Here is a 25,361-nt window from a genome sequence, read left to right on the forward strand (position 1 = left end):
ATCAATGTAAATGGTTCTCAATTACATTTCAAAGAGGGCAATCGATAAACCGAATTAATTTTTCTTATCCGAACAAAATTTAATCATACTTAATTTCTTGAAGAACCTTGGAACTATAACTAGTCTTTTAACATAAATATAACAAACCGTGTCGAAATCGTAGTTTTTGTGATTTTTCGTAAAGTTGTTCGATATTTGCATCGGGACGCAAGGAAGCTCGCGTAGGCGTAGCGGCTGAGCAGAGGAGAGATCTTTTGAAAAGATTAACGACTACTCTAGCCTTATCACTGAATGTGATTTTAATCACATTTTCCTCTTTTGGTTGGTCAAAGGAAAATGACTACAACATGACAAAAGGGGTCACAGAGATAAGTGGGCAAGTGTATGAATTACATATGCTGATTTTCTATATCTGCTGTGTAATTGCTTTGATTGTTTTTGGTGTGATGTTCTATTCCATCTTCCGTCATCGCAAGTCAAAAGGAGCAGTTGCCGCACATTTCCATGAAAGTACAAAAGTGGAAATTATTTGGACGGTCATACCCATCATCATTCTTGTCGCTATGGCGATTCCCGCAACAAAAACTCTAGTAGCAATGGAAGACACAAGCCAATCGGATATCACGGTCAAGATCACAGGCTCGCAATGGAAATGGCATTACAGCTATTTTGGCGAAGATGTTGAGTTTTTTAGTTTGCTTGCCACCAGCCAAAAACAAATTGATGGAATCGAAGCTAAAGGCGCACATTACTTACTGGAAGTAGACAACCCTTTGGTGTTGCCTGTGAATCGCAAAGTGCGTTTTTTGATGACTTCTGATGATGTCATTCACTCTTGGTGGGTACCGGACTTTGCCGTCAAGAAAGACACCATTCCAGGTTTTATTAATGAAGCATGGACAAGAATTGATGAGCCAGGCGTATATCGCGGCCAATGTGCGGAGCTATGTGGTCGTGCACACGGATTTATGCCGGTGGTGGTGCATGCGATGGAAGAAGAGAAGTTCGATGAATGGCTAGCGAGTAAGAAGCAAGAACTCGCACTTCAAAAAGCGGCGGCACAAGAAGCGCTCTCTCAAGACTTATCTATGGATGAATTGATGTCGCAAGGCGAATCGATATACACGGCGCGTTGCGCTGTGTGTCATCAGGCAAATGGTGAGGGGATTCCGGGTGCATTTCCCGCGATTAAAGGCAGTCCTATTGCAACCGGAGATGTTACAGAGCACATAGATATTATTGTCAACGGTCGCCCGGGCACCGCAATGCAGGCTTTTTCTAATCAGTTAAGTGACAAAGAAATTGGCGCGGTTATCACATATCAACGAAATGCATGGGGCAACGATACTGGCGATACAGTGCAAGCATCCGATGTGAATGCCTTTAAAGCACAAGGCAGTGCTAAGGAGGAAATATGAGTAAGCCAATAGATAAGGCAGTGAAGTCTGCGCCAGCAGAAGCCAGTGCGAACAGTACCATTGCGATTGATGATGGTCACGAGCATCATGCACCCCAGGGCATCACTCGTTGGTTGTATTCTACAAGCCATAAAGACATAGGCACCCTCTACCTTTGGTTTAGCTTTGCGATGTTTCTTACAGGTGGTGCGATGGCTATGATCATTCGTGCCGAACTGTTCCAGCCAGGGCTACAGCTAGTCGATCCGCAGTTTTTTAATCAAATGACCACGGTACACGGTTTAGTGATGGTATTTGGTGCGGTGATGCCAGCATTTACGGGGCTTGCTAACTGGATGATCCCGATGATGATCGGCGCTCCAGATATGGCGCTGCCGCGCATGAACAACTTGAGCTTTTGGATCTTACCTTTTGCATTTCTCATCTTGTTGAGCTCGTTGTTTTTACCTGGCGGCGGTCCTGATTTTGGTTGGACGTTTTATGCTCCGCTGTCCACGACTTATGGCCCGGATAGCACTGCGCTGTTTGTATTCTCTGTGCATATCATGGGTATCAGCTCCATTATGGGCGCGATCAACGTTATCGTGACGATCGTAAATATGCGAGCTCCGGGAATGACTTGGTTCAAGTTACCAATGTTTGTTTGGACTTGGTTAATTACCGCTTTCTTGCTAATCGCGGTTATGCCGGTATTAGCGGGTGCGGTGACCATGGTTCTTACTGACAAATATTTCGGGACTAGCTTCTTTGACGCAGCTGGTGGTGGTGACCCGGTAATGTTCCAACACATCTTTTGGTTCTTTGGTCACCCAGAAGTGTACATCATGATTTTACCGTCGTTTGGAATCATTTCCGCCATTCTGCCTGCTTTCAGTGGTAAGAAGCTGTTTGGTTATCATTCGATGGTTTACGCGACGTGCAGCATTGCATTGTTATCTTTCCTTGTGTGGGCGCACCACATGTTTACCACGGGGATGCCAGTTTTTGCTGAGCTCTTCTTCATGTATTGCACTATGCTGATTGCGGTACCAACGGGGGTTAAAGTCTTTAACTGGGTTGCCACCATGTGGCGTGGAGCTCTGACATTTGAAACGCCAATGTTGTTTGCCATTGCCTTTATTGTGCTTTTTACTATTGGCGGCTTCTCGGGACTGATGTTGGCGATTGTGCCGGCGGATTTCCAATATCATGACACTTACTTCGTGGTTGCCCATTTCCATTATGTGTTGGTATCTGGTGCGGTATTCTCGATCATGGCAGCGGCATACTACTGGCTACCTAAGTGGACGGGCAATATGTACGACCACAAGCTGAGTTTATGGCATTTCTGGTGCTCAATTATTTCCGTCAATGTCCTGTTTTTCCCAATGCACTTCCTAGGCTTAGCAGGCATGCCAAGGCGCATACCGGATTACGCCATTCAGTTTGCTGATGTTAATCAAATAGTATCAATTGGTGGGTTTGCATTTGGGTTGTCACAACTGATCTTCTTATGGTTGGTGATCAAGTGTATTCGTGGCGGGGAGAAGGCTTCTGCAAAACCGTGGGAACGTGCGGAAGGCTTAGAGTGGACAGTGCCAAGCCCTGCGCCGCATCATACGTTTACTACACCGCCTAAGATTGACTAGCAAAGAGTGGGGTGAGTGACATGAAACCGAATCCATCAAACAAGAAGCTCACCGTGAAGTTGCTTTTGGCGACCCTGTTAATGTTTGGCTTCGGCTATGCACTGGTCCCACTTTATGACGTGATGTGCGACGCACTGGGAATCAATGGAAAGACAAGTGAAGTAGCCGCCATTCAACCGACAGGTATGCAACCGGACATGAGCAGAACTGTTCGCGTGGAGTTTATGGCGCATGTCAGCCCAGATATGCCTTGGGAGTTTAGACCCAAAGTGATTTCGATGGATGTTCACCCAGGTGAAGTCGTACAAACCGAATACCTTGCATTTAATGAAAGCGGGCAGAAGTTGGTGGGGCAAGCCGTTCCTTCTGTTTCTCCCGGGACTGGAGCTGCTTACTTCAATAAGATTGAGTGTTTTTGCTTTAACCAGCAGCCTCTGGATGGTAAACAGCAAGCTCAAATGCCGTTGATTTTTTATATCGAACCGGACTTGCCGGAGTCTATACACACGTTAACGCTGTCTTACACACTCTATAAACTTCCCCCTCCTACAGGCTCTTAGCCACTCAGGGAGAGAGATACAGACCAAGGTTGGTCAGTAAGGAGAGAAATTATGAGTAACAAGCCAGGAACATATTATGTTCCCGCTCAAAGTAGCTGGCCGATCATCGGTGCATTTGCTCTGTTTTTGGTTGCTGTTGGCGCAGGCATGACCGTCCAGGGGACACAAAGTGACGGTGCAGTGGGAACCATTGGTGGCATTGTGCTAGCGGTGGGCTTCTTGTTCTTGCTTTACATGTTGGCTGGTTGGTTTAGTAATGTGATTACTGAATCACTGAGTGGAAAATACAGCTCGCAAATTACTCGTTCTTTTCGCCAAGGAATGAGCTGGTTTATCTTTTCTGAAGTGATGTTTTTTGGTGCCTTTTTTGGTGCCTTGTTTTACGCCAGAATGATTTCTGTGCCTTGGTTAGGTGGGGCAGATAATAACTTCATGACCAACGAAGTCCTGTGGCCAACCTTCGAAGCGATGTGGCCACTCACACTGACACCGGGGGGAGAAACAACACAAGCTATGCCGTGGCAGGGCATACCCCTTACCAATACTATCTTGCTGCTATTGTCGTCTATTACGCTACATATGGCGCATATAAGCCTTGAACAAGACAAAAGAACGGCACTGATTGTTTGGTTAGAGATAACCATCGTACTTGCTGGCTTTTTCCTATATTACCAAGCGGTTGAGTATGTTCATGCTTATCAAGACATAGGGCTCACGTTGCAGTCCGGTATTTACGGTAACACGTTCTTCATGTTGACGGGGTTCCACGGTTTACACGTTTGTCTTGGGACTATCTTCTTGATCGTGCTGCTGTTCAGAATCGCTAAAGATCACTTTTCGCCAAAGAACCATTTTGCCTTTCAAGCGGGCAGCTGGTATTGGCATTTCGTGGATGTGGTTTGGTTATGTCTGTTTGTGTTTGTTTACGTACTTTAGGCGCAGTGTGAACTCTTCGTTCGACTAATAAGGGCGAGGGTTTGGTGCTAGCCAACCCGAGCTGAGCGCAATAAGCAAAAGGACGACCACTAAAGCGGAGAACATGACTCGACGGCCTAAGTAATGACTCATGGGTTTGTCTCTTTTTTCAGGAGTATCTGGGTCTTCACGAACCATTTCGATAAGCGCTTTTGCGAGGTTGAAGATAATGAAAAGCAGCAAAAGGACAAGCGTCAGTTTGAATAGAAATACGGTGGACATGGCACCTCCGGTTTCATCATTGTTGTTATCAAGACAATTATGGCTATCGAAACGGTTTTGGGTTGCAGTTGGTTTAACTGTGGTTGTGTTTTCTCTTTTGGTCAAACTGGGTTTTTGGCAGTTTGAGAGAGGGCAAGAAAAACAAGCATTGGAACAAGCCATTCTCGCGCGTGCGGATAGTGCGTACCAAGCACTAAGCGTCGTTCTTGAAGACAACGACTGGCGAGAGGAAAGTATCCTCGGGAAAAAAGTGGAAGTTAATGTTGTTCCTCAGGCGTTTCCCGTAATTTTGTTAGACAACCAAACGCATCAAGGCAGTGTGGGATATTTAGCATTTCAGATTGTATTGACGATCGATGAGCCTAGTGCCTATGCGTTATTGGAGCTTGGTTTTGTCGAGGGAAGAGCAGAACGCTCAGTGTTACCAACGGTCACCAAACTCGATAATTCGACTTTCATCACAGGACGCCTGTACCGAAAATCTACTAATCCACTGAGTTCAGAGTTAATGCCGGAAGTTGGCGATGTTATTCGCGTGCAAAACCTAAACATCGCGCAATTGAATCAGCTACTGAATATTGAACTTATGCCCGCAGTCTTGCAGCCAGACAATTTAACTCGTTGGCCCTATGACTTTCCTTGGAATCCATTGCCTCTCAATAGTGCCAAACATTTTGGCTATTCGATTCAATGGTTTTCGATGGCAGGTGTTTTCTTATTACTGACTTTAATTGTTTTTGTTCGTTGGCAAAAAAAGTTGCGTCACATGGAGGTGAAGCATGACATCTAAAGTAACCAAAGGACGACTAATGTTGATTGCGCTGGTTTGTACGTTCGCGCTTCCCGCTGTCATTGCAAAAGTCATTCTCACACAAGGGTGGTATCAAAGCGGAGTGACCAATAGAGGCGAGTTAGTCGAACCATACACGACGTTAGAGCAACTTGGTCAAGAGTCACCTCTCAAAGACCATGGTTGGCAACTCGCTTATGTATTGCCTAACGAATGCACTGAAGAGTGTAAACAGCAGCTTTACCTGCTTCAGCAAAGCCATGTTGCTTTAGGTAAGTATCAAGAGCGAGTAGTGCCAGTCGTTTGGCAGACTGAGCATTCAGATCCCATAGAAGTATCGATGTTAGCGATGCAAATGAATGAATTGGTTACCGCAAAAGTGAAACCTGGGCAAATGTTGATCGTTGATCCTCTTGGGCAACTGGTGATGTCTTACTCGCCGAAACCAAATGAGGACTTAGTCCTATTGAATAAAGGTATGTTGGCGGACTTACGCAAGCTCTTAAAACTGTCACGAGTCGGTTAGAGGAAGTGCATATGAAATTAATTCAGTTGGTTAGATTCAGTTTGCTGCTAACTCTCGTGGTGATCATGTTAGGGGCATATACTCGCCTTTCAGATGCAGGGTTAGGTTGCCCGGACTGGCCTGGTTGTTATGGGCACTTTTCTGTGCCGCATCAAGAAGAAGACGTCATACGTGCTAACCTGAACTTCCCCGAGCGGGCAGTAGAGCATGAGAAAGCATGGCTTGAGATGATTCATCGCTATTTTGCAGGAACGTTAGGTTTAGTCATTTTTGCGATGGCAGCGATATCAGTAAGGTCTGAGCGTGTAAATTCAACCATTCCAATGTTGCTAAGCGTATTGGTGATTGGGCAGGCACTTTTGGGAATGTGGACAGTTACTCTTAAATTAATGCCCGTCATCGTGATGCTTCACTTGCTCGGTGGTTTTGTTTTATTGGCGTTACAGGCGATTTTTTACTGCCAATTAAAAGCGCAAAACAATCTCTATTTCTCTCCATCTTCTAGCTCTCTGAGAGGCTTTTCATTGTTGGTTTTCCTGGTTGTTTTGGTGCAAGTGCTCCTTGGAGGATGGACTTCGTCAAATTATGCTGCGCTGATGTGTACCACACTGCCGATTTGTGAGGGAGACTGGATGAGCCATCTCTCATGGAAAGAAGCGTTTTCTTTCTGGCAAACTGGATTCGAGAATTATGAATTTGGTGTCTTGGAGTATCCGGCAAGAATGACTATACACGTCACTCATCGTATAGGCGCTATTGTTACCGCCACCGTGGTATTGGCTTATAGTATTGGGCTTATGAGGCAAGATTCTCATCATTCACAGAGAATCGGAGGGTGGTTGTTATTCACTCTGGTGTGCCAAATTATGCTGGGTGTAAGCAACGTAGTATTTCAACTTCCTATCTATGTCGCGGTGGCGCACAACCTTGGTGCCGCTGTTATGTTGAGTCTCGTTTGTGTTAGCCAGTTTTACTTGTGGCAGGGTAAAACGGCTTGGAATTACACCGCGAAAGGAGTTCGCTATGAGTAAAGAAATCGCGCTGTCGTTAAATGGGCGAAAGCGACTAAGTTCCGTTTATTTGAAGTTAACGAAACCTAAAGTGGTGGCGTTAATGTTGGTGACGGCAGTAGTAGGGATGAGCTTAGCCCCGGTTGATGATTTCCCCTGGTTGCAGGCGGTAGTTGGCCTAACGGGGATTGGTCTGATGGCAGGGTCTGCGGCAGCGTTTAATCATCTAATTGACCGCCGAATTGATGCGAGAATGGCACGCACACACAAACGACCATTGCCATCGGGTGAGACTAAACCATCATCGGTGATAGCCTTCGCTACAGTTTTAGGTGTCTTAGGGTTTGTACTTCTATATGCGATGGTCAACCCGCTGACGGCATGGTTGACTTTGATGAGTTTGCTCGGCTATGCGATGGTATACACAATGTACCTCAAACGTGCTACGCCCCAAAATATCGTCATTGCAGGGATTGCCGGTGCGATGCCGCCTCTTCTCGGTTGGACTGCTGTAACAGGGCAATTACATGCGAATGCTTGGCTGCTCGTGATGATCATTTTTATCTGGACGCCACCACATTTTTGGGCTCTGGCTATTCATCGTGTCGAGGATTACCGCAAGGTAGATATTCCCATGCTGCCAGTGACACACGGCATTGAGTACACCAAAACTTCTATTCTGTTGTATACGGTGCTATTGACTTTGGTTTGTGTCCTACCGGTTTTGGTTGGTATGGTCGGCGTGGTGTATCTTTTTGCCTCGCTACTACTCAATGTTGGCTTTATGTACCATGCATGGAAGCTAAAATATGCACCAGAGCCAAATACCGCGATGGAGACGTTTAAATTCTCTATCTATCATCTTTTGGCGTTGTTCATTGCATTGCTTTCGGATCACTATATTGGTTTTTAACCTTTCTTAAAACAGAAAACGCCGCGTAGTTCGCGGCGTTTTTGGTTTTGATACTTTGGCTTTAAGACAAAGCTTTCTAGATTTATTGAATTTCTAGTAGTTCAACATCAAAGATCAAAACACTTGCTGGTGGAATTGGGCCAGAGCCACTCTTACCATAGCCAAGCGTGCTTGGTACGAAAAGGCGGATTTTCTCACCTTCTACCATGTATTGTAGACCTTCTTGCCAGCCTTTAATGACTTGGTTAAGACCAAATGAAATAGGCTCACCACGATTAACAGAGCTATCGAATACCGTGCCATCAATCAAGGTGCCGTGGTAGTGTACTTTTACTTTACTTGTTGCCGTTGGGTGAACCTCACCTTCGCCTTTTTCAAGAACCATGTATTGAAGGCCACTTTCTGTTGTGATAACGCCTTCTTTTTTCGCATTTTCTAGTAAGAATGCTTGGCCTTTGGCAAAGTTTTCATCTGCTACTTTATGGTTTGTCCAAGTACGGTAAATGAAAAAGCCCGCCAAAATAAAAATAATAAGAGGAAACAAAAATTTAGACACGTAATCTCCTTGTCTATTTAGGTTGTTTTAGCAAAAAGTTGATGGTTTCTGCCATGGCTTCAACGCTGTCATGACCACCAGTAATCACTTGATATTTTCCGTTTACGATAAAGGCTGGAACGGAGTTAATTTGGCCGCGAGTCGTGATCGCTTCTGCCTTAGTGATGTACTCAAACAGCGTTTTTTGCTGTGCTTCATCTAAATGGTAAGGGCTGATAAGGTTGCGAGACTCAAAGGCTTTCTCTACGGCGATTTGGCGTTCCTCAGCCGTTGCATCGGCACCCATTTGCACAGCAGTAAAAAGAGCCGCCATAAACGCTTTATCTGGTGTTGATTCAAGCTGCATTACGGCAGTATAGAAGATGATGGCGCTCACTTGTGCACTTTCATTGAACGTTACATGCATTTTTTCAACGCTTTGATCGGTCAATGATTCAATTTGAGGGACAAACTCTTCCATTGAGCGGCAGTGGCCACAAGTTAAAGAGAATGCTTCAGTCAGGGGAGCTAAATCATATTCTTCAAGGGATACTGGCAAAACTTCGTATTGTTTGCCTTGCTGAGGCTGACTCTTGCCGCTATCGCATGCCGACAAAGCCATTACGGCAACAACAACAGCAAAGCCTTTCGATATGGTTTTTAACATAGTAGTGCTCTAAATGAGAAATTTGCGTTAGTTTATCGGTTAACGATAGTGACTAAAACCATTAAATAACAATAAAGTGAGACCATTGGTAACAGACTTTGCCTGACGTATGGGCTGTAAGGGTAGGGTATTTTAGTGTTGCTTTTTATTTGAGAGATGATTTTGCATTGACTCCAGTGGCATGAACGCTGCATAGACAAACCAATCGGTGGACAAAAGCGCTAAAGATTCGGCGTGTTTTGTCGACACAATGAACAAGAGTTTTTCTACGTTGGTAATGGTATGAAGCATTGGTTTTTAATTGTTTGTGGCATTCTGGCCGGGTGCAGCAGCCTCGATCAAGATATGGTCCCTGGTGGGAACATTTTAGATACAGCTCCTAAATCAAACACAGAGCTGAGACACCCAGAATGGGGATACCCGAGCGCATCCAATGTGGCTTCTTCCCCTCGTCCATATCAAACGGCGAGGGCGTCAGTAAAAAAGTCGCAAAACGTGACCTCTCTGGAAATGTTCCTGAGCAGGCATAACATTCCTCACGAGACGCTCAGTGGTGGTCACCTGATGATACGTTTGAAAGAGCAAGTGCATTTTCAAACGGGCTCTGCACGGTTATCTGCTCAATCTCAAGATTGGATTCGAAACATTGGTCACTATCTGGCTGGAAGAACTGATGTTGATGTCGTGATTGATGGTCATGCGGATAGTACGGGAGCTGAAAGCTTCAACGACACGCTATCTGAAAAGCGAGCTCGTGAAGTAGAAAAACAACTATTGGCGACGAGTATTCCACGTCAACGAGTGTTTTCTAGAGGCTTCGGAGAGTATGTACCGAAGTGCAGCAATGCGACAGCAAGTGGTAAAGCTTGCAATCGGCGCGTAGAGCTAACATTGATCGTGGATGAATAACGCAGACGTTGGGCGGTAATCTTCGTTGTGTTGTTCTCGCATACTCGTTATTTGCTTAGTGGAGTTTAAGTTCGGAGTTGAGCAAGAAGACTGAATAAGGAAAGCTCGCACGGCAACATCTAGCTAGAAAAAATAGAAAAGAGGCACCGTTAGGTGCCTCTTTTACATCCGCCAATGTTCATAGGGGGAACTTAGGCAAATTCTTTTTCAACGTAAGCGACGATGTCCGATGACTCGTATAACCACTGTGTTTCGCCATCTTTTTCGATACGAAGGCAAGGGACTTTAACTCGCCCACCACCTTGCTCTAGTTCAGCTCGATGAGTCGGGTTATTTTTTGCATCACGTAGCTCAATGTTCACCGATTGACGCTTCATTGCACGGCGGACCTTTACGCAAAAAGGGCAGGCTTCAAATTGGTAAAGTGCGTATTGTTTCGCTTTTTCATCAATACGTTGCTGTTCTTCTGCGGTGCGCTTAATACCACGAGGTGAGAACACCGCGTTCAGCAATAAGATAACCTTGCCTAAAATCCAACGGATAAACTTCATAATGATCCCTTGATGTTCATTGGGTAACTGTCCTTTAAGAATGCAATCATGATGCTTGTTGCACTGAGCGTGAAGTCTATCAGTTGTTTGAAATGGATAAAACCATGTATTTTATGCGGAAAATAGACGTTTAAACCAACCCCAAAAGCCACTTGCTGAAGCCGGACGGGCTTCCTTACCTTGATAAAAACTTTGCATGAGTTCGGTTCTGAATGCATCAACGTCCATGCGTTTTATGACAAGCTCGTGCTGCAATGTATTTTGAGTCTGCTCAGCATGATCGTGCGCCAAGCTGAAATCCATATTTAAATAGCCTTGCGTGTATAACCAAAGGTGGGTGACTAAGATTAGGTCTTCAGCAGATTGGTTAGTAAACTTATCCGCGTGCTCATTACCCAAGGAGTCAGTCAGAACTTGCTGCATACGCTGGGTAGAGTGAGCATGTTGCTCGTAGTTAGCACTTGCTTCAATATGTGATTTGGTCAAAAGGCCAAGCAGGTGAAGAGTAGGTGCTGTTGTGGGTTTGTTCTCACAAACTTTTGTAAATAGTTGTGACTGTTCTTTTAACCAACGTCGCTTTGCTGCTTTATGTTCTTTAACAAAGGGGATTTCTTCAAATCCCATCTCTTGACTCAGTTCACTAAGAGACGTCATGGTTTTTTAGTTCCTTCACCGTTACTTCGATATGCTGATCATTGATATCAACAAAAATTGAGCTGCCAGTAATCATAACAGAAAGGCTAGTACCTCGGTCAAGGTGCTGACAAATCAAGTCGATAGCGTCATAGTCAAAGCTCTCTACGTTGACGGGAAGCATTGAGAACTTTCCTGACATTTTATCCCACCAGACAGCCGCTTTGGTGTTATAAGTGTAAACTTTTACATGCTTTGCTAGGCGAGAAGCTTTCTTAATTCTGTCTGGTTCTGGTTCGCCAATTTCAATCCAGTGAGTAATGCTTTGATCATCGCCAACATGCCATAAATCAGGCTCTTCAATCGTAGAGAGTCCTTTTGTAAACTCCAGATTGCTTTGAGCATTTAAACAGTAAGCTAGAATGCGAGCCAACATTCGTTGCGGCTTTTCAGAAGGGTGAAGGGCGATAGTTAGATTTTTAGAATCGTAATAGTCATTATTCATATCGGAAATGGCGATACGAAATTTGTAAATGGTTGGTTTAAGAGCCATAGATTTATATCGTTTTGTTGGCAAAATAAGTTTTAGGCAAAAAAATAGCCAGCTTTAAAAGCTGGCTATCGTATCAAATTCTTTAAGAATTAAAGTACTTTGATTTGCTCTGCTTGAGGGCCTTTTTGACCTTGAGAGATAACAAATTCTACTTTCTGGCCTTCAACTAGAGTACGGAAGCCGTCACCAGTGATTGCAGAGAAGTGAGCAAATACGTCAGGACCGTTTTCTTGTTGAATGAAACCGAAGCCTTTAGTTTCGTTGAACCACTTAACTGTGCCAGTAGCTGTGTTAGACATGTCTATTTCCTAAATATCTAAATAATGTAATCTTTCGCCTCAACGGCGCTTATAGCGTGGAAAAATAAATTGCTATTGCGTACCACAGGACGACGGGTTACAAGTAATCCAACGAAATGTGAAAACAAAGAACTTTCTTTCTAGCCGTGTTTGAGTCTAGGTTAATTCCACGAAGAGTCAACATATATTAGTGCTTTTTGGACAAATATTTGTATTTAGTCACTATTTAACCAGCATGTTTTTGATTAAATTTCAAATAAATGACGGTGATGTGAAGTTTTTTAGCATAAAATTCAACTAAATCTATAAATTTGACTTATTTATATAATTATTGTCCAATCTGGTTCGACCATTAAGGAGGATTTATGGCAAAGCGTAAAATCAGTCCTCAACCGAGTGGCTCACAACATGAGACCGACTTCGGCAGAGGTGAAATCAAAGACAACGCGTTAAAAGCGGTTGTTACCAGTCAGCTGTTCCAAACACGAGTCGTTAAAGCGAAAAAAGGTAAAGGTAGCTTCAGCCGTAAAATGAAGCATAAAGGCAAAGAGCCCTATTCAAAGTTCTCCCCAAGGTGGATTTTGAATAGGGCTTTTTTATTGGTACTAGGTGTTTGCAAAACTGATGATATTCAATTTTTTAGTACCAGATAAGTTTTCCTAATTTATCATGTACTGCTTCAACTGCTTCAACTGCTTCAACTGCTTCAACTGCTTCAGCGAACCAAGTGCTTCAGCGAACCAAGCGTTGAAAGTACCAATTAAGTACTAAAACTTACTAAGTTAGATTCATATCAATAAGCGTCACTTCCTGTCTTATGCAACTCTACTATATCTTTAGTCTAATCAAACAGCCGAGATTATGGTTTAAAAAGACTGGTGAGAAGTAGGTATGTCATCGACGAGTTATGGTACTTATGGTTGCAAATGTAAAAAAGCGTGTGCTTCTTTATTACTAGTGTGGCTGTCCATTTGTCCGATGGCGCATGCGCACAAATCAGAGTCTCATTCTTTAATTGTTGCTAACTCCAAAGCGTGGAAGCCGCTCTCTTACCTTAGCCCAGATGGTGAACCTAAAGGTATTTTAATCGACTTTTGGAAAGAGTACGCGGCGAACAACCAAATCGACGTTCAGTTTCTCCTTTTGGATTGGGATGCTTCTTTGCAAGCCGTAAAAGAGGGTAAGGCTGACTTTCACGGAGGACTTGTCTACTCGCCCGAAAGAGCGAAGTATATGGACTTTGGCGCAGTCATAATGCCTATCCAAACCAAATTGTACGTAAATAAAGATGTACTTTCGGTTGATATCAGGAGTGTTTTAACTGGCGAAATGACGCTGCCAATTGGCGTTGTTAAAGGAAGTTACGAGTCTGAGTTTGTTCAGACGAATTACCCGAATGCACCTATCGCAGAATACATTAACAATGATTCGATGATACAAGCCGCCGTCGATAAAAAGGTGCTGTACTTCGTTGCAGACCTGCAAGTTGCTAACTTTTATATGGCAACCACGCCGGGAGCGGGTATGTTTGTCCCGACAATTAGCTTATATAGTAAAGATCTTCGGATTGCAGCAGGAATGCACAGTGCAACTTCCATTTTAGAGGTATCAAGAGCGTTTGAAAAAGTCATCGATACGGATCGTGAGCGGATCCTCACCCGTTGGAGTGTGGTGAAAACGGTTTATCCACTTTATCTTTTCCCTATTGCTATTTTCATTATGGCGGTCGCAACGCTTTATCATATTTTTGCCCTCAAACGTATGGTTGCTCTTCGGACAAGGCAATTAACGATTGCCAATCAGCAATTGCTGGAGATGACGTTGACGGATTCTCTCACAAAGCTATACAACCGTAGACACCTGATTGAGCAATTGGCGCTACTGAATCATTTGAAGCGAAACTTAACGGTGATGGTGTTTGATATTGATGATTTTAAATCAATCAATGATCGATATGGCCACCTTGCTGGAGACCGAGCAATAGTTGCCATCGCAGAAGCCGCTAAGTCGATGACTGATGACCGAATGACATTGGCGAGAATTGGAGGAGAAGAGTTCGCACTCGTTACGTCTTCTCTGTCAGAGCGAGAAGCACTCAATTTTGCCAATATGCTCTGTAAAGCAGTTTACGATCAGCCTGTTATACTGGGCGGACAAGCAATTCATTTGAGTATCAGTTTGGGCTGTGCTTACTATCCTGAGTTTACCCACATCGTGAGCTTGCAAGATGCTGACGAGTTGATGTATCAAGGTAAGTCTGAAGGAAAGAATCGTGCAGTTTTCCAAGTTATAACAGACTGTCAGCTTCAACCTGCGCTTCGTCAAGTGAATTAGATCTCGCTAATTCAACTGATACTTCAAACCATCCTCAAGCCTCAAAGTTTTAGTCAGAGTAAGGTGGTAAGCGTTGACGATCACGTTGCGTTGTTTTCTTTGAGGCCAATTTGCGTACAAATACTTGCACTTTCATATATATAACCCCCCACCTGCTCACGTTTTTATCATAGAAGCAGTAATTGTTTCAAAGTGATAAGCGATTTCTTGGTAAAGATCAGAACCCCTGTCTACACTCAGTGTAAAGTAATGCATATAAAGCATGATGCATACAGTGTTGTACAAAAACAATTAAAGAAGATAAGAAATAAGTTGGCTTGAGAAGGACGGGGAATGAACAACGAATGCTTTGCTAGGTTCCGAGCTGTCACGGATGAACTGTCAATGAAAGAATCGTTGTCAGTTGGGAAAGACCCTTATGCTCACTATCTCAAAGATATTGTGGGCATTGATTTGTTGTCTCGTGAAGAGGAGTTGCATTACGCCAAACTTAATCGAGCTGGTGATGAAGAAGCGCGCGAAATGTTGATTGAGTCTAATCTTCGACTTGTTGTGAAAATCGCAAAAGGCTACCTCAAACGGCCAGGCAATAACTTTACTCTGCTCGATTTAATAGAAGAAGGTAACATTGGTTTGATAAAAGCGGTCGATAAGTTCGATCCTGAGCCAGGCTACCGTTTTTCTACTTATGCGGTATGGTGGATTCGCGAGAATATAGAAGCGGCATTAATGAACAATGGCCGCACGGTACGTTTACCTGCTCATGTGTGCAAAGAGATAAATAGCCTGGCTTTAAAAAAGCTAGATGCGTCAAAAAGTGAGAGCAAGGAGTTGTCTATTTCTGAACTCTCACGCTGCTCAGGGGTGAAAGCAGAACGTATAGATGAACTTGTTGCTCTAAGTGGTTTTATTGATGTATCGACCACTGCGGACCTACATCGTGTTCCATTTGTTCTTGAACTGTGTGAAAGTGAGTACACGCCAGATCCACAACAAGACTGTGAAAACCAGTGCTTTACTCAAGCCATTGAAAATATTATTAAAACTTTGCCAACTAAGTTGCAGAAAGTCTTGATCCATCGATTCGGATTATTTGACCAGAGAGTGAAAACCTTGTCGGAAATAGGCCTGTTGTTAAACGTGTCTAACGAGCGTGTTCGTCAGATGCAGATAGAGGCGGTTGAACGCGTGCAGAAACGTCTCCGATTCGATGGTTGGGTTTAAGATTTTTAGCCCCTTATCCTAGCTGATTAATTTACTGGCTTGCTACTCTGTTCTTCCGTAAGTAACAGCAGCTCAAGCTGTGCTTTAGCTGCTGCCTCCAATCTCCATACACTCAATAATCGGTTAAGTGCTGCGCGATAAGTACGACTTTTGAGTAAAAAAGCGAGCGTACTTGTGTAGTTGTTTACGACTTGCGCTTGTGTCTCGACCAAAGCAGTTTTGTTTTCGATGTCGATGTGTTGAAGGTTAAAGTCAGGAAGAAACGCACACTCATACCATACCTCTACAATTTCACGAATTTCGAGTTCTTCTTCAGGCACGTCGAAGTCTTGTAACTGGTAGTTTTCTGGTATTGTTGATAAATAAACCACATCCAATTTGTCTGCAACAAATGTATACATCGGATTCCTTAGTGTACGCGCTTACAGAGTAAATAGTCTCATCGTTTACATTTTTGTCAATGACCGTGCTCAAGTATGAATGATGAACCACACCACATTCCGAACTTAACTTAGACTTTTTAAGTACTTATCGGTTAACCCGAAATACTTCAGGTTGCCATCTGGCTCCAAGACTAAGCTCATATTGGATGTAGAGATCATGCCCGGATCATTCGTTGAGAAAATAACGGTCTTATTGAGTAGTTTATCGCTGAATAACCGCTTGAAGTAGTGCGAGTTTTCTTGCTCTGCACCATTAAATGGCTCGTCAATGATAATCAAAGATTGTTCGCAGTTGCCTAGCCCTAATGCGAGCCGTAGTCTTTGTTGAATACCATTTGGTAAACTTTTACAGATATCAACGCTCAATTGAGTGTCCAGGCCTTGTGGCAACCATGTATCGAGCTCAAAGAAACTCACCATTTCACGCATTTTTTCTGTTGGGATTAATCCATTATGCAAGATGAAGTTAGTCTCCAAGGAGCCTTCAAAAATATGCAGGTTAAACGGGATGTAGTTAATCGAGGTTCGATAGCGGTAACTGTTGAACTGTTTGATGTTATAACCGTCCACCGAAACTGAGCCTTGATAGCGTTCCTCTAGCCCAGCGATAATAGAAATGAGCGTCGTTTTACCGCAACCTGTTGGTCCACAAATCACAACTTTTGCGCCCGGTGGAATTTTAAAACCAAGATTAGTTAAGCCTGTTGCCGCACCACTATAACGATGGCTCACACCAGAGCCGACGATACTACCTTGAAATAGGCGAATAGGGGGGCTTTTCTCTAACGTTAGCTTATCGTCATTCATCGCCATAAGGTTATTGATTTGCGCAGAAGACGCCTTAATGGATTGGAACTTAGAAATAGAGTTGTAGATGCCCATAATAGGCCCCAACGCCTTCCAGACTAAAATTACGGTAGCAAGCATTGCACCTGCATCGGAGGTGCCGTCCATCACGCCGATAACGGCCGCGACGATACTTGCGGTACCAATAACCTGAATCAAACTCCCGCCTGCTGCCTGAACCCTGCTATTAGTCACTGAAACATGTTCTGCATCGTTGGTGCTTTGTAAATGCGATGCGCTAAAGCGGGACTGGATAACACGCAATAATGGCAAGCCTTGGATGGTTTTTATACCACGAAGAATCTCATTCCATTGGTAAGAAACCATGGCGTTGGCGCGAGAGCTCTTGGACGTGGCTTGCGAGTAGATGTAACGAGAATAAACACAGAACACCAACATTAGAATCAACCCCGCCATAACGACTAGCGCTGCGGTACCAGACATAAGAGCAATGGCAATAATGAATACGATAACAAACGGCATGTCGAAGTAGCTTAATGTTGACTCTGCGGTTACCAAACGGCGGAAAGTGTCGATGTCCTTCAATCGTGCTAACTGAGAAGAGACACCAGCGGTAGATGTCATCGAATAAGGAAGCCACAACAGTTTGGATATTACGTTTTGAGAAATATGCACCGCCAAATCCTTTCCTGATGTGGCGATGATGTTGACCCGCATTTTCTTGAAAAAGTATTCCGAGAACCCAACAATCACAGCAAATAACGTGAGCCAATAAAGCGTGGCTTGCGAGCTAGAGGTTAAGGCGAAGTTGTACACACTCATAATAAAAAAGGGCTGGAGTGCGCCGAGAATGCTGACCACGAAGCTGAGAATAATCAGGCTTTTGAGTTCATTGTTGTAGCGATAAAACGCGTATTTAATCCAGTTACTGCGGTCTTGAGATTCAGGTGGCGGTTCTCGGAATAAGCGGGAGTATTCGCTGATCGAGACCAACAAGCACGGCTTCTTGCAGAGCGGGTATTCAATGGTGTTGTTATTTGTGTAATCAAACAGGATCAGTTTGCCGTCTTTAGTGCCCAAGAAAATCGCAGTGAGGTTTTCTATCTCGATAAAACAAGGATGAGGATGCCCCTCGATGTGCTCCAACGTTTTTAGTTTGGTGACGTCACAACGGTAACCAAGGCGTTCAATCGTAGCGATAAAACTGTCGCTGTCTTTTGGTTTAGGGATAAAAGCGTCGCTGAGGATAGAAGGTGTGCCTTCCCATTCAAGCGCTATGAGGGTGTAAGCTAAACCACGAATCAAAGGTGACTCATTGTATCGCTCGTCATAACTGCGAGCCTCAAAGTCCAACAAGCGCTGAGGGACATTATTAAAATCAACCAAAATACTCATTGGTCACCTCCGGTAAGTTTGACGCGTTTGAGGCGATGATTGAGCTTGTCCATCTTGTTGCTGACGATGATGAGGATTTTGTCGTTGGCGCGATAGGCGGTGCTGGTCAAAACCAATCGAGCAAAGTCGTCATCATAAACACAGTCGATGTCGTCGAAGATCAACACACGTTTGTTCGCGAGTAAGGCACGCACTAACAACAAGGCATAAGCGACTTGGCGCGAGAATGGATTGCGTAAATGTCCTTTAAGTTCGGTGTAAAAACCAGCGGGAAGGGCATCGATTTGTGCTTTGATGTTCATGGTTTCGCAAAGTGCAAATGCGGTGTTATTTAAGCTCGGGCGAAAACAAGTCAGGTTGTCGATGATGGTGCCTTCGACGAATGAACTGGTTTTGTCGACCATGAGCACGCTATTTCGCCAGACGTTGTAATTGACGTCATCAAGTGGTGTCTCGTTGATTTGAATATCGAGCTTGCTGTCGGTGTTTTGCCGCGTAATGCAATTGGCGAGGTGGGTTTTGCCTGTGCCGCTTTTCCCCGTCAGCAAGTAAGCCTGACCGCGTTCAAACTCGATGCGTTGTTTTTCCGAATACTTCACCGAGATGCGCTCGACTTCTGTCGTGTCATTTTGTTGTTCTACAGATGCCGCAAGCTCAAGCAACTCGGCGATACGTTGAATATGAAGCTTGTTCAACTCCCAGCGGCTCACCGTGCGCATTACTTGCTGGTATGGCGCGAAGTAGCGGTTGGTAAGCATGATGATAGCAGCCATGATGCCTTGGCTAGATTGCATGTTGATAACTGCCGTTGCCAAAACCACCACCACACAAGCGATGGAGAGCTGTTGTATGAGCGACAAGATAAGGCTGAAGTTCGATTCGATTTGCTCGTATTTGATGTTCTCGACTTCACGCTCTTCCACCATTTGTGTCATGAGGCTCTCAACGCGATATTCCATATTGCGCGCTTTGATATCGAGTGGGCTAGAGATGATCTCGATGATTTTCGACGTGGTTAAGCCTTCGATGTCGGATTTGTTTTCTAGACTGTTGATTTTTTGCTTGGAAAGACTGAGTGCGAACACCGCCAAAATGATGGAGGCGAGCAAGATGGTCACCCCTGCCCAGATGTTGATCAGACCGATAATCAGAATGGTCAGTATACTGACGGCAAGGTTGATCAATGCCCGTACAGATTCTCCGCCAAAGAAGGATTTAATCTCTGGAATGGTCGCAATACGCTCTAGGTATTCACCGGGTTCTAGACGACGAAACTTCGATATCTCAGCCAAACAGATTGATTGAAACACCTTGTTGGTTAAGTTGGTTTCGAATTGCTTCATGATCACCGACGAAATCTTCTCTTCCTGATTCTTTAAGTGATAGTCGAGGAAGATGGTGACCAAGATAATGGCAAACAGAAGAAACAGCGTGTCTTTGGCTTGGTTAGGTAAAACACGGTCAAAGATAATAAGAATCGAAAAGGGCAGCACTAAACCAAACAGTGTTGAGATGACCGTTGAGAAAGTCAGATAACACTTGTCAGCAAAGTTAATCTTCTGGGAAAAGTGCTCAGTTTGCATTGCGACCTCCTTTCTTAATCGATGGTTTAGAGAGAAGGTGTTTTGGAACTAAGTCTTGATTGCTTCTGCCTTCGATATCGCTCATCAACTGCATGATGCTTTCTATAGATTGAACCGATAGCATGCCTTTGATTTGCTCAAGATTGATCGATTCAATGATGTAGTCATAGCGCGCGCTCTCGTAATCACGTAGTGCGCTGAACAGTTTACTTTCCGCTGCCAGTAAGTCGGTAATGGTTCGCGTACCAAGCTGATAGGCGCGTTGAATGCCTTTGTAGGAAGCGTAGTTGGCACGGATGATGTTCTCGTAACTGCTGATGGCGCGGGAGAAGTCGTTAATGTTGAGTACTGAGGTGTTAACGCTATTGCGCGTCGCGAACAATGAATCTTGGTACAGCAGCTCGGTTCGCTCGATGGCAGTCGACGATTTTTGATAACCGTAGTAATCCGAACCGCCGGAGAAAATTGGCACATTCAAGTTCAACCCGACGCTGGTCGAGTTACTGTCCCCTGTTGCGGTTGGGTCGGTTCGGTCATAGTTGTTCGCATCGTCGTAACGGTAACTGGCAGAGAGCGATACGGTCGGCACAAAGTTTGAACCGCTTTCTTTCAAGCCTCTTCGGCTGCGCTCGACGGTTTTCTTCGCAACCAATAAGTCGTTATTGAGCTTCAAAGCTTGTTCAAGAATCTCACGTTGTTCGGATTCGCTGATTTCCTCCAAGGGAACACTTTCGTAGATGTCTTGTGATGGGGTGACTGGGTATTGAACTTGAATCTCTAAACCGTTCAAAATTACGCGCCGGTCTTTCTCTAAGGTTCTTAAGCGATTGGCAATGCCTTCTTTCTGGGCAATTACCTCATACAACTCGCTCGCCGCAGTGTTGCCAAGTTCCACGTTGCGACGCATTTGGCGCTCACGTGTTTCAGACGATTTAAGTTCTACTTGGGTGGCTTTGATTTGCGCGTTGTTTTTGAGGTATTCGAAATATTGCGTCGCGATTTCAGAAATGGTGCTCTGGATTTTGTTCTCGTGTTTGATTTCCTCAATGTTGAAATCCAGCTTCGCGGTGCCGTATTTGAAGATGTCGCCAAGGTTAAACACCGATTGCGATAAAGACACGCTGTAGCTATTTGAGTTGTAGCTTGAACGTTTATCTGGTGTTCCCGTTAATATGGTCTCGTTTTCATTCCATGTTGTATCAGCGGCACCGTTTAAAGAAGGCAGGAACTTAGAACGGCTAATGTCGATGTTGTATTCGTTTTCTTCCACGCCTTTGTCACTAGCGCGCAGAGATAAATTGTTTTCCAAGCCGAGTTTGACCGCCTCAAGCAAGGTGGTCGCCATTGCCGAAGGAGCATTGCTCAATGTAAGCGCTGCCAATACGCAGCTAGTTAAGTTTCTGTACCGCCACATACTTGTTGATCACCTTGATGATTTCGTCGTTTTTATAAGGTTTGCTGATCACGTAATCCATTCCAGCTTCGATACAAGCTTGGTGTTCATTACTGCTGGTCAATGCTGTCGCGCCTATGATGGTGCAAGGGTTTTGTCCGCTCTCTTGTTCGTATTGTCGAATGCGTTTGGTTGCTTCAATACCGCCCATGCCAGGCATGATGCAGTCCATAAAAATGATGTCCGAGCGCTGATTCATGAAGTGCTGAACAGCGTCTGCGCCATCGCCAACGGTGTCGGCTTCGTATTCTTGCTTGCTCAAAATACGTTTGAGTAGAATCTGTTGAACACGGTCATCTTCCACAATCAGGAATGAGCTGTTCTCCATCTGATCTTCTGAGGCTTCCGCTTCCATGATTGCTAAAAGATTGGGGATAAACTCATACGGAATCGCTGGGGAGTTCAGAATCTTGTCGACAAAGGTATGGCTCTCTTGCGCTTGCTGAGTGCTAGTGACCGAGAGCAGCAACTTGGTGTTCGGGTGATTGCGCAGTTGCGATTTCACTGTTTTGCTCAGTGAGGGCAGCTTGTTTGGCTCGAACGTGTCAGTCAGCATGATGGCGTCGTATTCGCCAAAGGTTTTTGCAGCAGAGAAGAGCTCGTTCGGCGTTCGAATTGGTGTGATCTCTAATCCTAAGTTGACCAGCATTTTGTTCATCACATCAATGCGCAGCTGAGAGTTGGCACACAGCAACAAACGCTTATTGTCGAAGCGAGTTTTCTCGGTGTGGAAGCTTTTGGCTTTCAAATCGAGCTGAATTTGAAAACGTTCCTGATTGCCCGATTGATACCAATGGCTCTCGTAATAGCCATAATCTTTCAACACGCTTTTCGCCAAATCGTCTTTGGTTGCAGTGTGCTGTTTATGGTCGCTCCAGTGTAGGGTATTGAGCTTGGCAAGTGGCACATCCAGCGTGGTTAAGAAGTTTAGATTGATGGTCAGGCGGGTATTTTCAATGTCTGACGCCGCACCTGATTCAATGGTGACAAACAGTTTCTTGTCGGCTTTGAGTTGGATGGCATTTGATAGCTGTAGGAACAACACCCAGAATAAGCTGGTGGATTGTCCTTCAACACGGTTTGGTAAGTTATCTGAGATAAAGCAGTCTAGCTCACCTTCATTTCGCTGCACTTTGGAACTGATGTGAATCATCAATTCAGACAGTACATTCAGCAGTGAAAACTCTTTCGATTTGCTCTCGGTCCCTTGTGAAATGAGTCGGTTGTAGTTCTCTGCCAATTCAGACAGGGTATTGGCAGCCGAGGTTATATCTTGCGCCATCAACACGCCGCTCTCATCGGTCTCTTGAACGAGATATTGCACGCCGCCGTTAATGGTGTTGGTGATGCCACGAATCTCGTAACCAATCAGAGCATAGAGCTGCTTGTATAGATCGTTATTGCGTTTTTGCTCTTCGAGTTTGCTGAAAATCAGTTTTAGGTGTGAGTAGATCTGACGCTGCTTAGGATTGATGCTCACTTCATTCAGCAACTCTTCCAACCTTTGTAAATCCAGTAGTTTGAGTTCTTGATAAAGCTCATCGAATTCTTGGTCAATGTCTCGCTCATTCGAGCTGGATTTTTTCAGTTTAAGGATTGCCACCAAGTTCGATAGCACTGCGATACCAACCAGTACGACAACGACCACAAACAACCAAATGAAGAACTCGTTTTTCTCCATCATTAGGTCGCTCGCATGGTTGTTAAATATGGTCCGGTAGTTGTCGTCCATTTGTAGGTAGTTATTGGTGAGCGAGAGGTACAGTGCCAACACATCGTCGCGTGTTTTTTGGCTGTCTGAGAACCGATTGATTGCCAGTTCAAGCTGCGTGTATTCGGTCGCGCCCACCAAGCTAAACTCGGTTTTGTTGAGTGACGCGAGCGACTTAAATTGGTCAATTTCGTCTTTCAGAACCTCAAAATCAAGCTCTGTTGTACTGCAATAACGTGCGCTTAAACAGCGTTGAAGCGTTTGAATATCAAACTCGATAGTTTGGTTGAGCTGTTGAGCTTGAACCAACAGAGGCGCGTTTTGCACTTTCTCGACTGAATCCACTTTGTCCCAAGAGATATACAAATAAAAGGCGAGGGCAGCCAGCATCAAGCTGAAAGCAATGCTTAGGCGCATAACAGGAACGGAAATATTGTAAGAAGGTTTGCTACTCATCCATCACCTCTCATCGAATGCGTCTTCGATAGCCGACATAACCGGCTTCGCTGCGTATTCGATAACCCGGCGTGAACCTGTTTTCACGTCTGCGGTAAACTCCATATAAGGGGACAGCTTGTATTGTGTGCCTCCGCGCTCTAGATAGTTTTGACTGATTTGGATTTCCGCGAGGTAGAATTCAGCGTCTTCTTCTTCATAAGAAGAACGGCTGATCGATGCAATTCGACCTTCCAAAAATCCGTATTTGGCAAAGTTGTAGGTATCCATCTTCACTTTGACCGCTTGTCCGATTTCTACAAAACCCATGTCTTTACGCGGGATCTTCGCCTCTCCATGAAGGGCGTTATTGATCGGTGCAATGTCCGCGATGCTTTCACCTGGCGGTATCACAGCGGAGCGGAAGTTGAAGTGCACTTTATCTACTACACCGTCAATAGGGGCGTAAACCACGAGGCGATCCACTTTATCTGAGTGTTGAGGACGTAATATACGTTTCAACTTTAAGTCCTTGTTTGCTTGAATGATTTGTGCTTGATACTCGGCATTACGATTCTCCACCAAGTCTCGGTACTGCTTCTCTAGTTTGTCGAGTTGGAAGCGCTCATTCATGACCGACTCATCAAGGTTTTCTATCTCACGCACCATGTTTGACTCTTGAACCTGCATATTCAGAACATCGACGTAAGACGCCATTTCCTCTTTGTACAAGGTGTTCTTAATATTGAGCTGCTTGCGTATCAAGGAGAGCTGGTTCTCGGAGCTTTTACGGCGCTTGAGCATTGAATCAATAAGCGAATTCTTATGTTGGATATCGTGAGTGATCAACTCTTCATTGGAACGGTTTTTAGAAAACTCTTGCTGCCAGGTATTCATGTTGACTTGCACTAATTCTGGGTACTTTTCGATGTAGGCAGAAAAATCGGGTTCCACCATATCGCGCAGGCTTTCGTAACGAATCTTGTCTAGCTCAAGCTGAATGATCTCTGTGTTTACCGTATCAAGTTGAGTGTTTCTATCCAGAGAGCGAAGGCGTGCAATAGGCTGACCTTCATAAACCACTTCGCCTTTGCGCACTAGCATTTCTTCTAGAATACCGCCTTCAAGGTGTTGCACTTTTTCGATGTCAGATTCGAGCAATAGCTCACCGCGCACCGACACCACAATGTCGATACGAGCCTGAGATGCCACGGCGATAGCCACCATGGAAAGCAAAAAGATAACCAGCAAGGTTTTGTGTACGCTGGTCATTGCACTGGCTAGCACGATTGTATCGTCTGCTGTTACCTTCGAAGCTTCGTTGTTCGAAACGAGCGCCTTTTTGAGGTGATGTTCTATTTGCTTATTACTCATGAGCCACCCCTACGATTCACTACCTGTGCGGCTATCGATTGAATTTTCGATTTTTAACAGCTGGCTAATTTGTTTGTTTACGTTGTTAAGCTCGGTTTTAACGTCCTCAATCAATTCATTAGGAGCAGGGAAATGGTGTTTGTTTAAGTGTTCAAGCTTTGCCAATTTTGGTGGTAAGTCGTCATCACATAACAAGACGAGAATGGTTTTTAGCCTTTTTGAATAACATCTGAGTGCTTCAAAACGGTTTTGTTTATGCAGCATCTCAATATCAATCCCTGCATCACTGAAATCTTGGTAAAAATCGCCTAATAGCAATTGCAGCCCCTTATGGCTGTTGTCGACTGAGCGCAACAGATTTGTCATATTTATCATTATCCCACCGCACTAATTGCTTTAATGACAACAAGTAA

The 25,361-nt window shown here is 44.5% G+C and carries 26 protein-coding genes; 12 read left to right on the forward strand and 14 right to left on the reverse strand.

The features are described from left to right. The first annotated feature begins 254 nt into the window (after positions 1-254). From coxB to R7R78_RS05985, 4 genes are read left to right on the forward strand one after another with little or no spacing between them, the layout of a single operon-like run. On the forward strand, positions 255-1,418 hold the full coding sequence (gene coxB, locus R7R78_RS05970; RefSeq protein ID WP_017821602.1) for a cytochrome c oxidase subunit II: 1,164 nt from the start codon (positions 255-257) through the stop codon (positions 1,416-1,418). Further along, entirely contained in the window at positions 1,415-3,046 is a 1,632-nt protein-coding gene (ctaD, locus tag R7R78_RS05975; RefSeq protein ID WP_005375510.1) for a cytochrome c oxidase subunit I, read from the forward strand. Before coxB ends, ctaD begins: the two co-directional genes overlap by 4 nt. Before the next feature lie 20 nt (positions 3,047-3,066). Then, a complete protein-coding gene (locus tag R7R78_RS05980) occupies positions 3,067-3,606 on the forward strand; it encodes a cytochrome c oxidase assembly protein (protein WP_005385211.1) in 540 nt (179 codons plus the stop codon). A 51-nt stretch (positions 3,607-3,657) separates the two neighbouring features. Then, entirely contained in the window at positions 3,658-4,542 is an 885-nt protein-coding gene (locus R7R78_RS05985; RefSeq protein ID WP_005385214.1) for a cytochrome c oxidase subunit 3, read from the forward strand. 24 nt (positions 4,543-4,566) lie between these two features. Here R7R78_RS05985 and R7R78_RS05990 read toward each other — a convergent pair whose 3' ends face one another. Then, positions 4,567-4,803: a DUF2909 domain-containing protein gene (locus R7R78_RS05990; protein ID WP_206225727.1), complete on the reverse strand. Its 237-nt coding sequence runs from the start codon at positions 4,801-4,803 to the stop codon at positions 4,567-4,569. Here R7R78_RS05990 and R7R78_RS05995 point away from each other — a divergent pair. The 4 genes from R7R78_RS05995 to cyoE are packed head-to-tail and all read left to right on the forward strand — an operon-like array spanning position 4,802 to position 8,042. Beyond that, a complete protein-coding gene (locus R7R78_RS05995) occupies positions 4,802-5,593 on the forward strand; it encodes an SURF1 family protein (protein ID WP_195723057.1) in 792 nt (263 codons plus the stop codon). The genes R7R78_RS05990 and R7R78_RS05995 overlap by 2 nt on opposite strands. Beyond that, entirely contained in the window at positions 5,583-6,119 is a 537-nt protein-coding gene (locus R7R78_RS06000; RefSeq protein WP_025768462.1) for a hypothetical protein, read from the forward strand. The genes R7R78_RS05995 and R7R78_RS06000 overlap by 11 nt, the downstream gene beginning before the upstream one ends. A gap of 11 nt (positions 6,120-6,130) precedes the next feature. Beyond that, a complete protein-coding gene (locus R7R78_RS06005; protein ID WP_017635865.1) occupies positions 6,131-7,150 on the forward strand; it encodes a COX15/CtaA family protein in 1,020 nt (339 codons plus the stop codon). Continuing rightward, complete coding sequence (gene cyoE / locus R7R78_RS06010) at positions 7,143-8,042, forward strand: heme o synthase (protein WP_005375639.1); 900 nt, start codon at positions 7,143-7,145, stop codon at positions 8,040-8,042. Before R7R78_RS06005 ends, cyoE begins: the two co-directional genes overlap by 8 nt. A gap of 82 nt (positions 8,043-8,124) precedes the next feature. Here the strand turns inward: cyoE and R7R78_RS06015 are convergent, their stop codons facing one another. Then, the gene (locus R7R78_RS06015) at positions 8,125-8,598 is read right to left on the reverse strand and encodes an FKBP-type peptidyl-prolyl cis-trans isomerase (protein WP_005375638.1); all 474 of its coding nucleotides are present in this window, start codon (positions 8,596-8,598) and stop codon (positions 8,125-8,127) included. Positions 8,599-8,611: 13 nt separating this feature from the next. Next, positions 8,612-9,244, reverse strand: coding sequence for a thiol:disulfide interchange protein DsbA/DsbL (locus R7R78_RS06020; protein ID WP_213903490.1), 633 nt, complete (start codon positions 9,242-9,244; stop codon positions 8,612-8,614). A gap of 282 nt (positions 9,245-9,526) precedes the next feature. Here R7R78_RS06020 and R7R78_RS06025 point away from each other — a divergent pair, with 282 nt between their 5' ends. Beyond that, complete coding sequence (locus tag R7R78_RS06025) at positions 9,527-10,153, forward strand: OmpA family protein (protein ID WP_213903491.1); 627 nt, start codon at positions 9,527-9,529, stop codon at positions 10,151-10,153. Positions 10,154-10,344: 191 nt separating this feature from the next. On the opposite strand, the gene R7R78_RS06030 is transcribed toward R7R78_RS06025, so the two are convergent. From R7R78_RS06030 to R7R78_RS06045, 4 genes are all read right to left on the reverse strand, one after another. Next, entirely contained in the window at positions 10,345-10,704 is a 360-nt protein-coding gene (locus tag R7R78_RS06030; RefSeq protein WP_005375631.1) for a glutaredoxin family protein, read from the reverse strand. Between the two features lie 111 nt (positions 10,705-10,815). After that, the gene (locus R7R78_RS06035) at positions 10,816-11,358 is read right to left on the reverse strand and encodes a hypothetical protein (protein WP_005375629.1); all 543 of its coding nucleotides are present in this window, start codon (positions 11,356-11,358) and stop codon (positions 10,816-10,818) included. Then, positions 11,345-11,890, reverse strand: a complete 546-nt coding sequence (locus R7R78_RS06040; RefSeq protein WP_005375627.1) for a YaeQ family protein — start codon at positions 11,888-11,890, stop codon at positions 11,345-11,347. Before R7R78_RS06040 ends, R7R78_RS06035 begins: the two co-directional genes overlap by 14 nt. Positions 11,891-11,979: 89 nt before the next feature. After that, on the reverse strand, positions 11,980-12,189 hold the full coding sequence (locus R7R78_RS06045; RefSeq protein ID WP_005375625.1) for a cold-shock protein: 210 nt from the start codon (positions 12,187-12,189) through the stop codon (positions 11,980-11,982). Positions 12,190-12,554: 365 nt separating this feature from the next. Here R7R78_RS06045 and R7R78_RS06050 point away from each other — a divergent pair, with 365 nt between their 5' ends. The 3 genes from R7R78_RS06050 to R7R78_RS06060 all read left to right on the forward strand — a co-directional run bounded on the left by R7R78_RS06050 (position 12,555) and on the right by R7R78_RS06060 (position 15,747). Then, positions 12,555-12,842 (forward strand): alternative ribosome-rescue factor A, encoded by a 288-nt coding sequence (locus R7R78_RS06050; RefSeq protein WP_031781276.1) that lies wholly within the window; start codon positions 12,555-12,557, stop codon positions 12,840-12,842. 238 nt (positions 12,843-13,080) lie between these two features. Further along, complete coding sequence (locus R7R78_RS06055; RefSeq protein ID WP_225473275.1) at positions 13,081-14,523, forward strand: diguanylate cyclase domain-containing protein; 1,443 nt, start codon at positions 13,081-13,083, stop codon at positions 14,521-14,523. Between the two features lie 333 nt (positions 14,524-14,856). Then, on the forward strand, positions 14,857-15,747 hold the full coding sequence (locus tag R7R78_RS06060; protein WP_017635872.1) for an RNA polymerase sigma factor RpoD/SigA: 891 nt from the start codon (positions 14,857-14,859) through the stop codon (positions 15,745-15,747). Between the two features lie 26 nt (positions 15,748-15,773). Here the strand turns inward: R7R78_RS06060 and R7R78_RS06065 are convergent, their stop codons facing one another. From R7R78_RS06065 to R7R78_RS06095, 7 genes are all read right to left on the reverse strand, one after another. After that, complete coding sequence (locus tag R7R78_RS06065) at positions 15,774-16,148, reverse strand: hypothetical protein (protein WP_005375619.1); 375 nt, start codon at positions 16,146-16,148, stop codon at positions 15,774-15,776. A gap of 105 nt (positions 16,149-16,253) precedes the next feature. Next, complete coding sequence (locus R7R78_RS06070; RefSeq protein ID WP_053350479.1) at positions 16,254-18,392, reverse strand: ATP-binding cassette domain-containing protein; 2,139 nt, start codon at positions 18,390-18,392, stop codon at positions 16,254-16,256. Further along, positions 18,389-19,975 (reverse strand): ABC transporter transmembrane domain-containing protein, encoded by a 1,587-nt coding sequence (locus R7R78_RS06075; RefSeq protein ID WP_213876058.1) that lies wholly within the window; start codon positions 19,973-19,975, stop codon positions 18,389-18,391. The genes R7R78_RS06070 and R7R78_RS06075 overlap by 4 nt, the downstream gene beginning before the upstream one ends. Beyond that, positions 19,965-21,389 carry a TolC family protein gene (locus tag R7R78_RS06080; protein ID WP_062730940.1) on the reverse strand — a complete coding sequence of 475 codons (1,425 nt, stop codon included), beginning with the start codon at positions 21,387-21,389 and terminating at the stop codon, positions 19,965-19,967. Before R7R78_RS06080 ends, R7R78_RS06075 begins: the two co-directional genes overlap by 11 nt. Then, a complete protein-coding gene (locus tag R7R78_RS06085) occupies positions 21,364-23,595 on the reverse strand; it encodes a response regulator (RefSeq protein ID WP_213897608.1) in 2,232 nt (743 codons plus the stop codon). Before R7R78_RS06085 ends, R7R78_RS06080 begins: the two co-directional genes overlap by 26 nt. A 3-nt stretch (positions 23,596-23,598) precedes the next feature. Beyond that, a complete protein-coding gene (locus R7R78_RS06090) occupies positions 23,599-24,948 on the reverse strand; it encodes an HlyD family type I secretion periplasmic adaptor subunit (RefSeq protein ID WP_033906830.1) in 1,350 nt (449 codons plus the stop codon). A gap of 9 nt (positions 24,949-24,957) precedes the next feature. Next, complete coding sequence (locus tag R7R78_RS06095) at positions 24,958-25,326, reverse strand: hypothetical protein (RefSeq protein WP_031777210.1); 369 nt, start codon at positions 25,324-25,326, stop codon at positions 24,958-24,960. Positions 25,327-25,361: the final 35 nt, after the last annotated feature.

Source organism: Vibrio sp. 2134-1 (assembly GCF_033339495.1).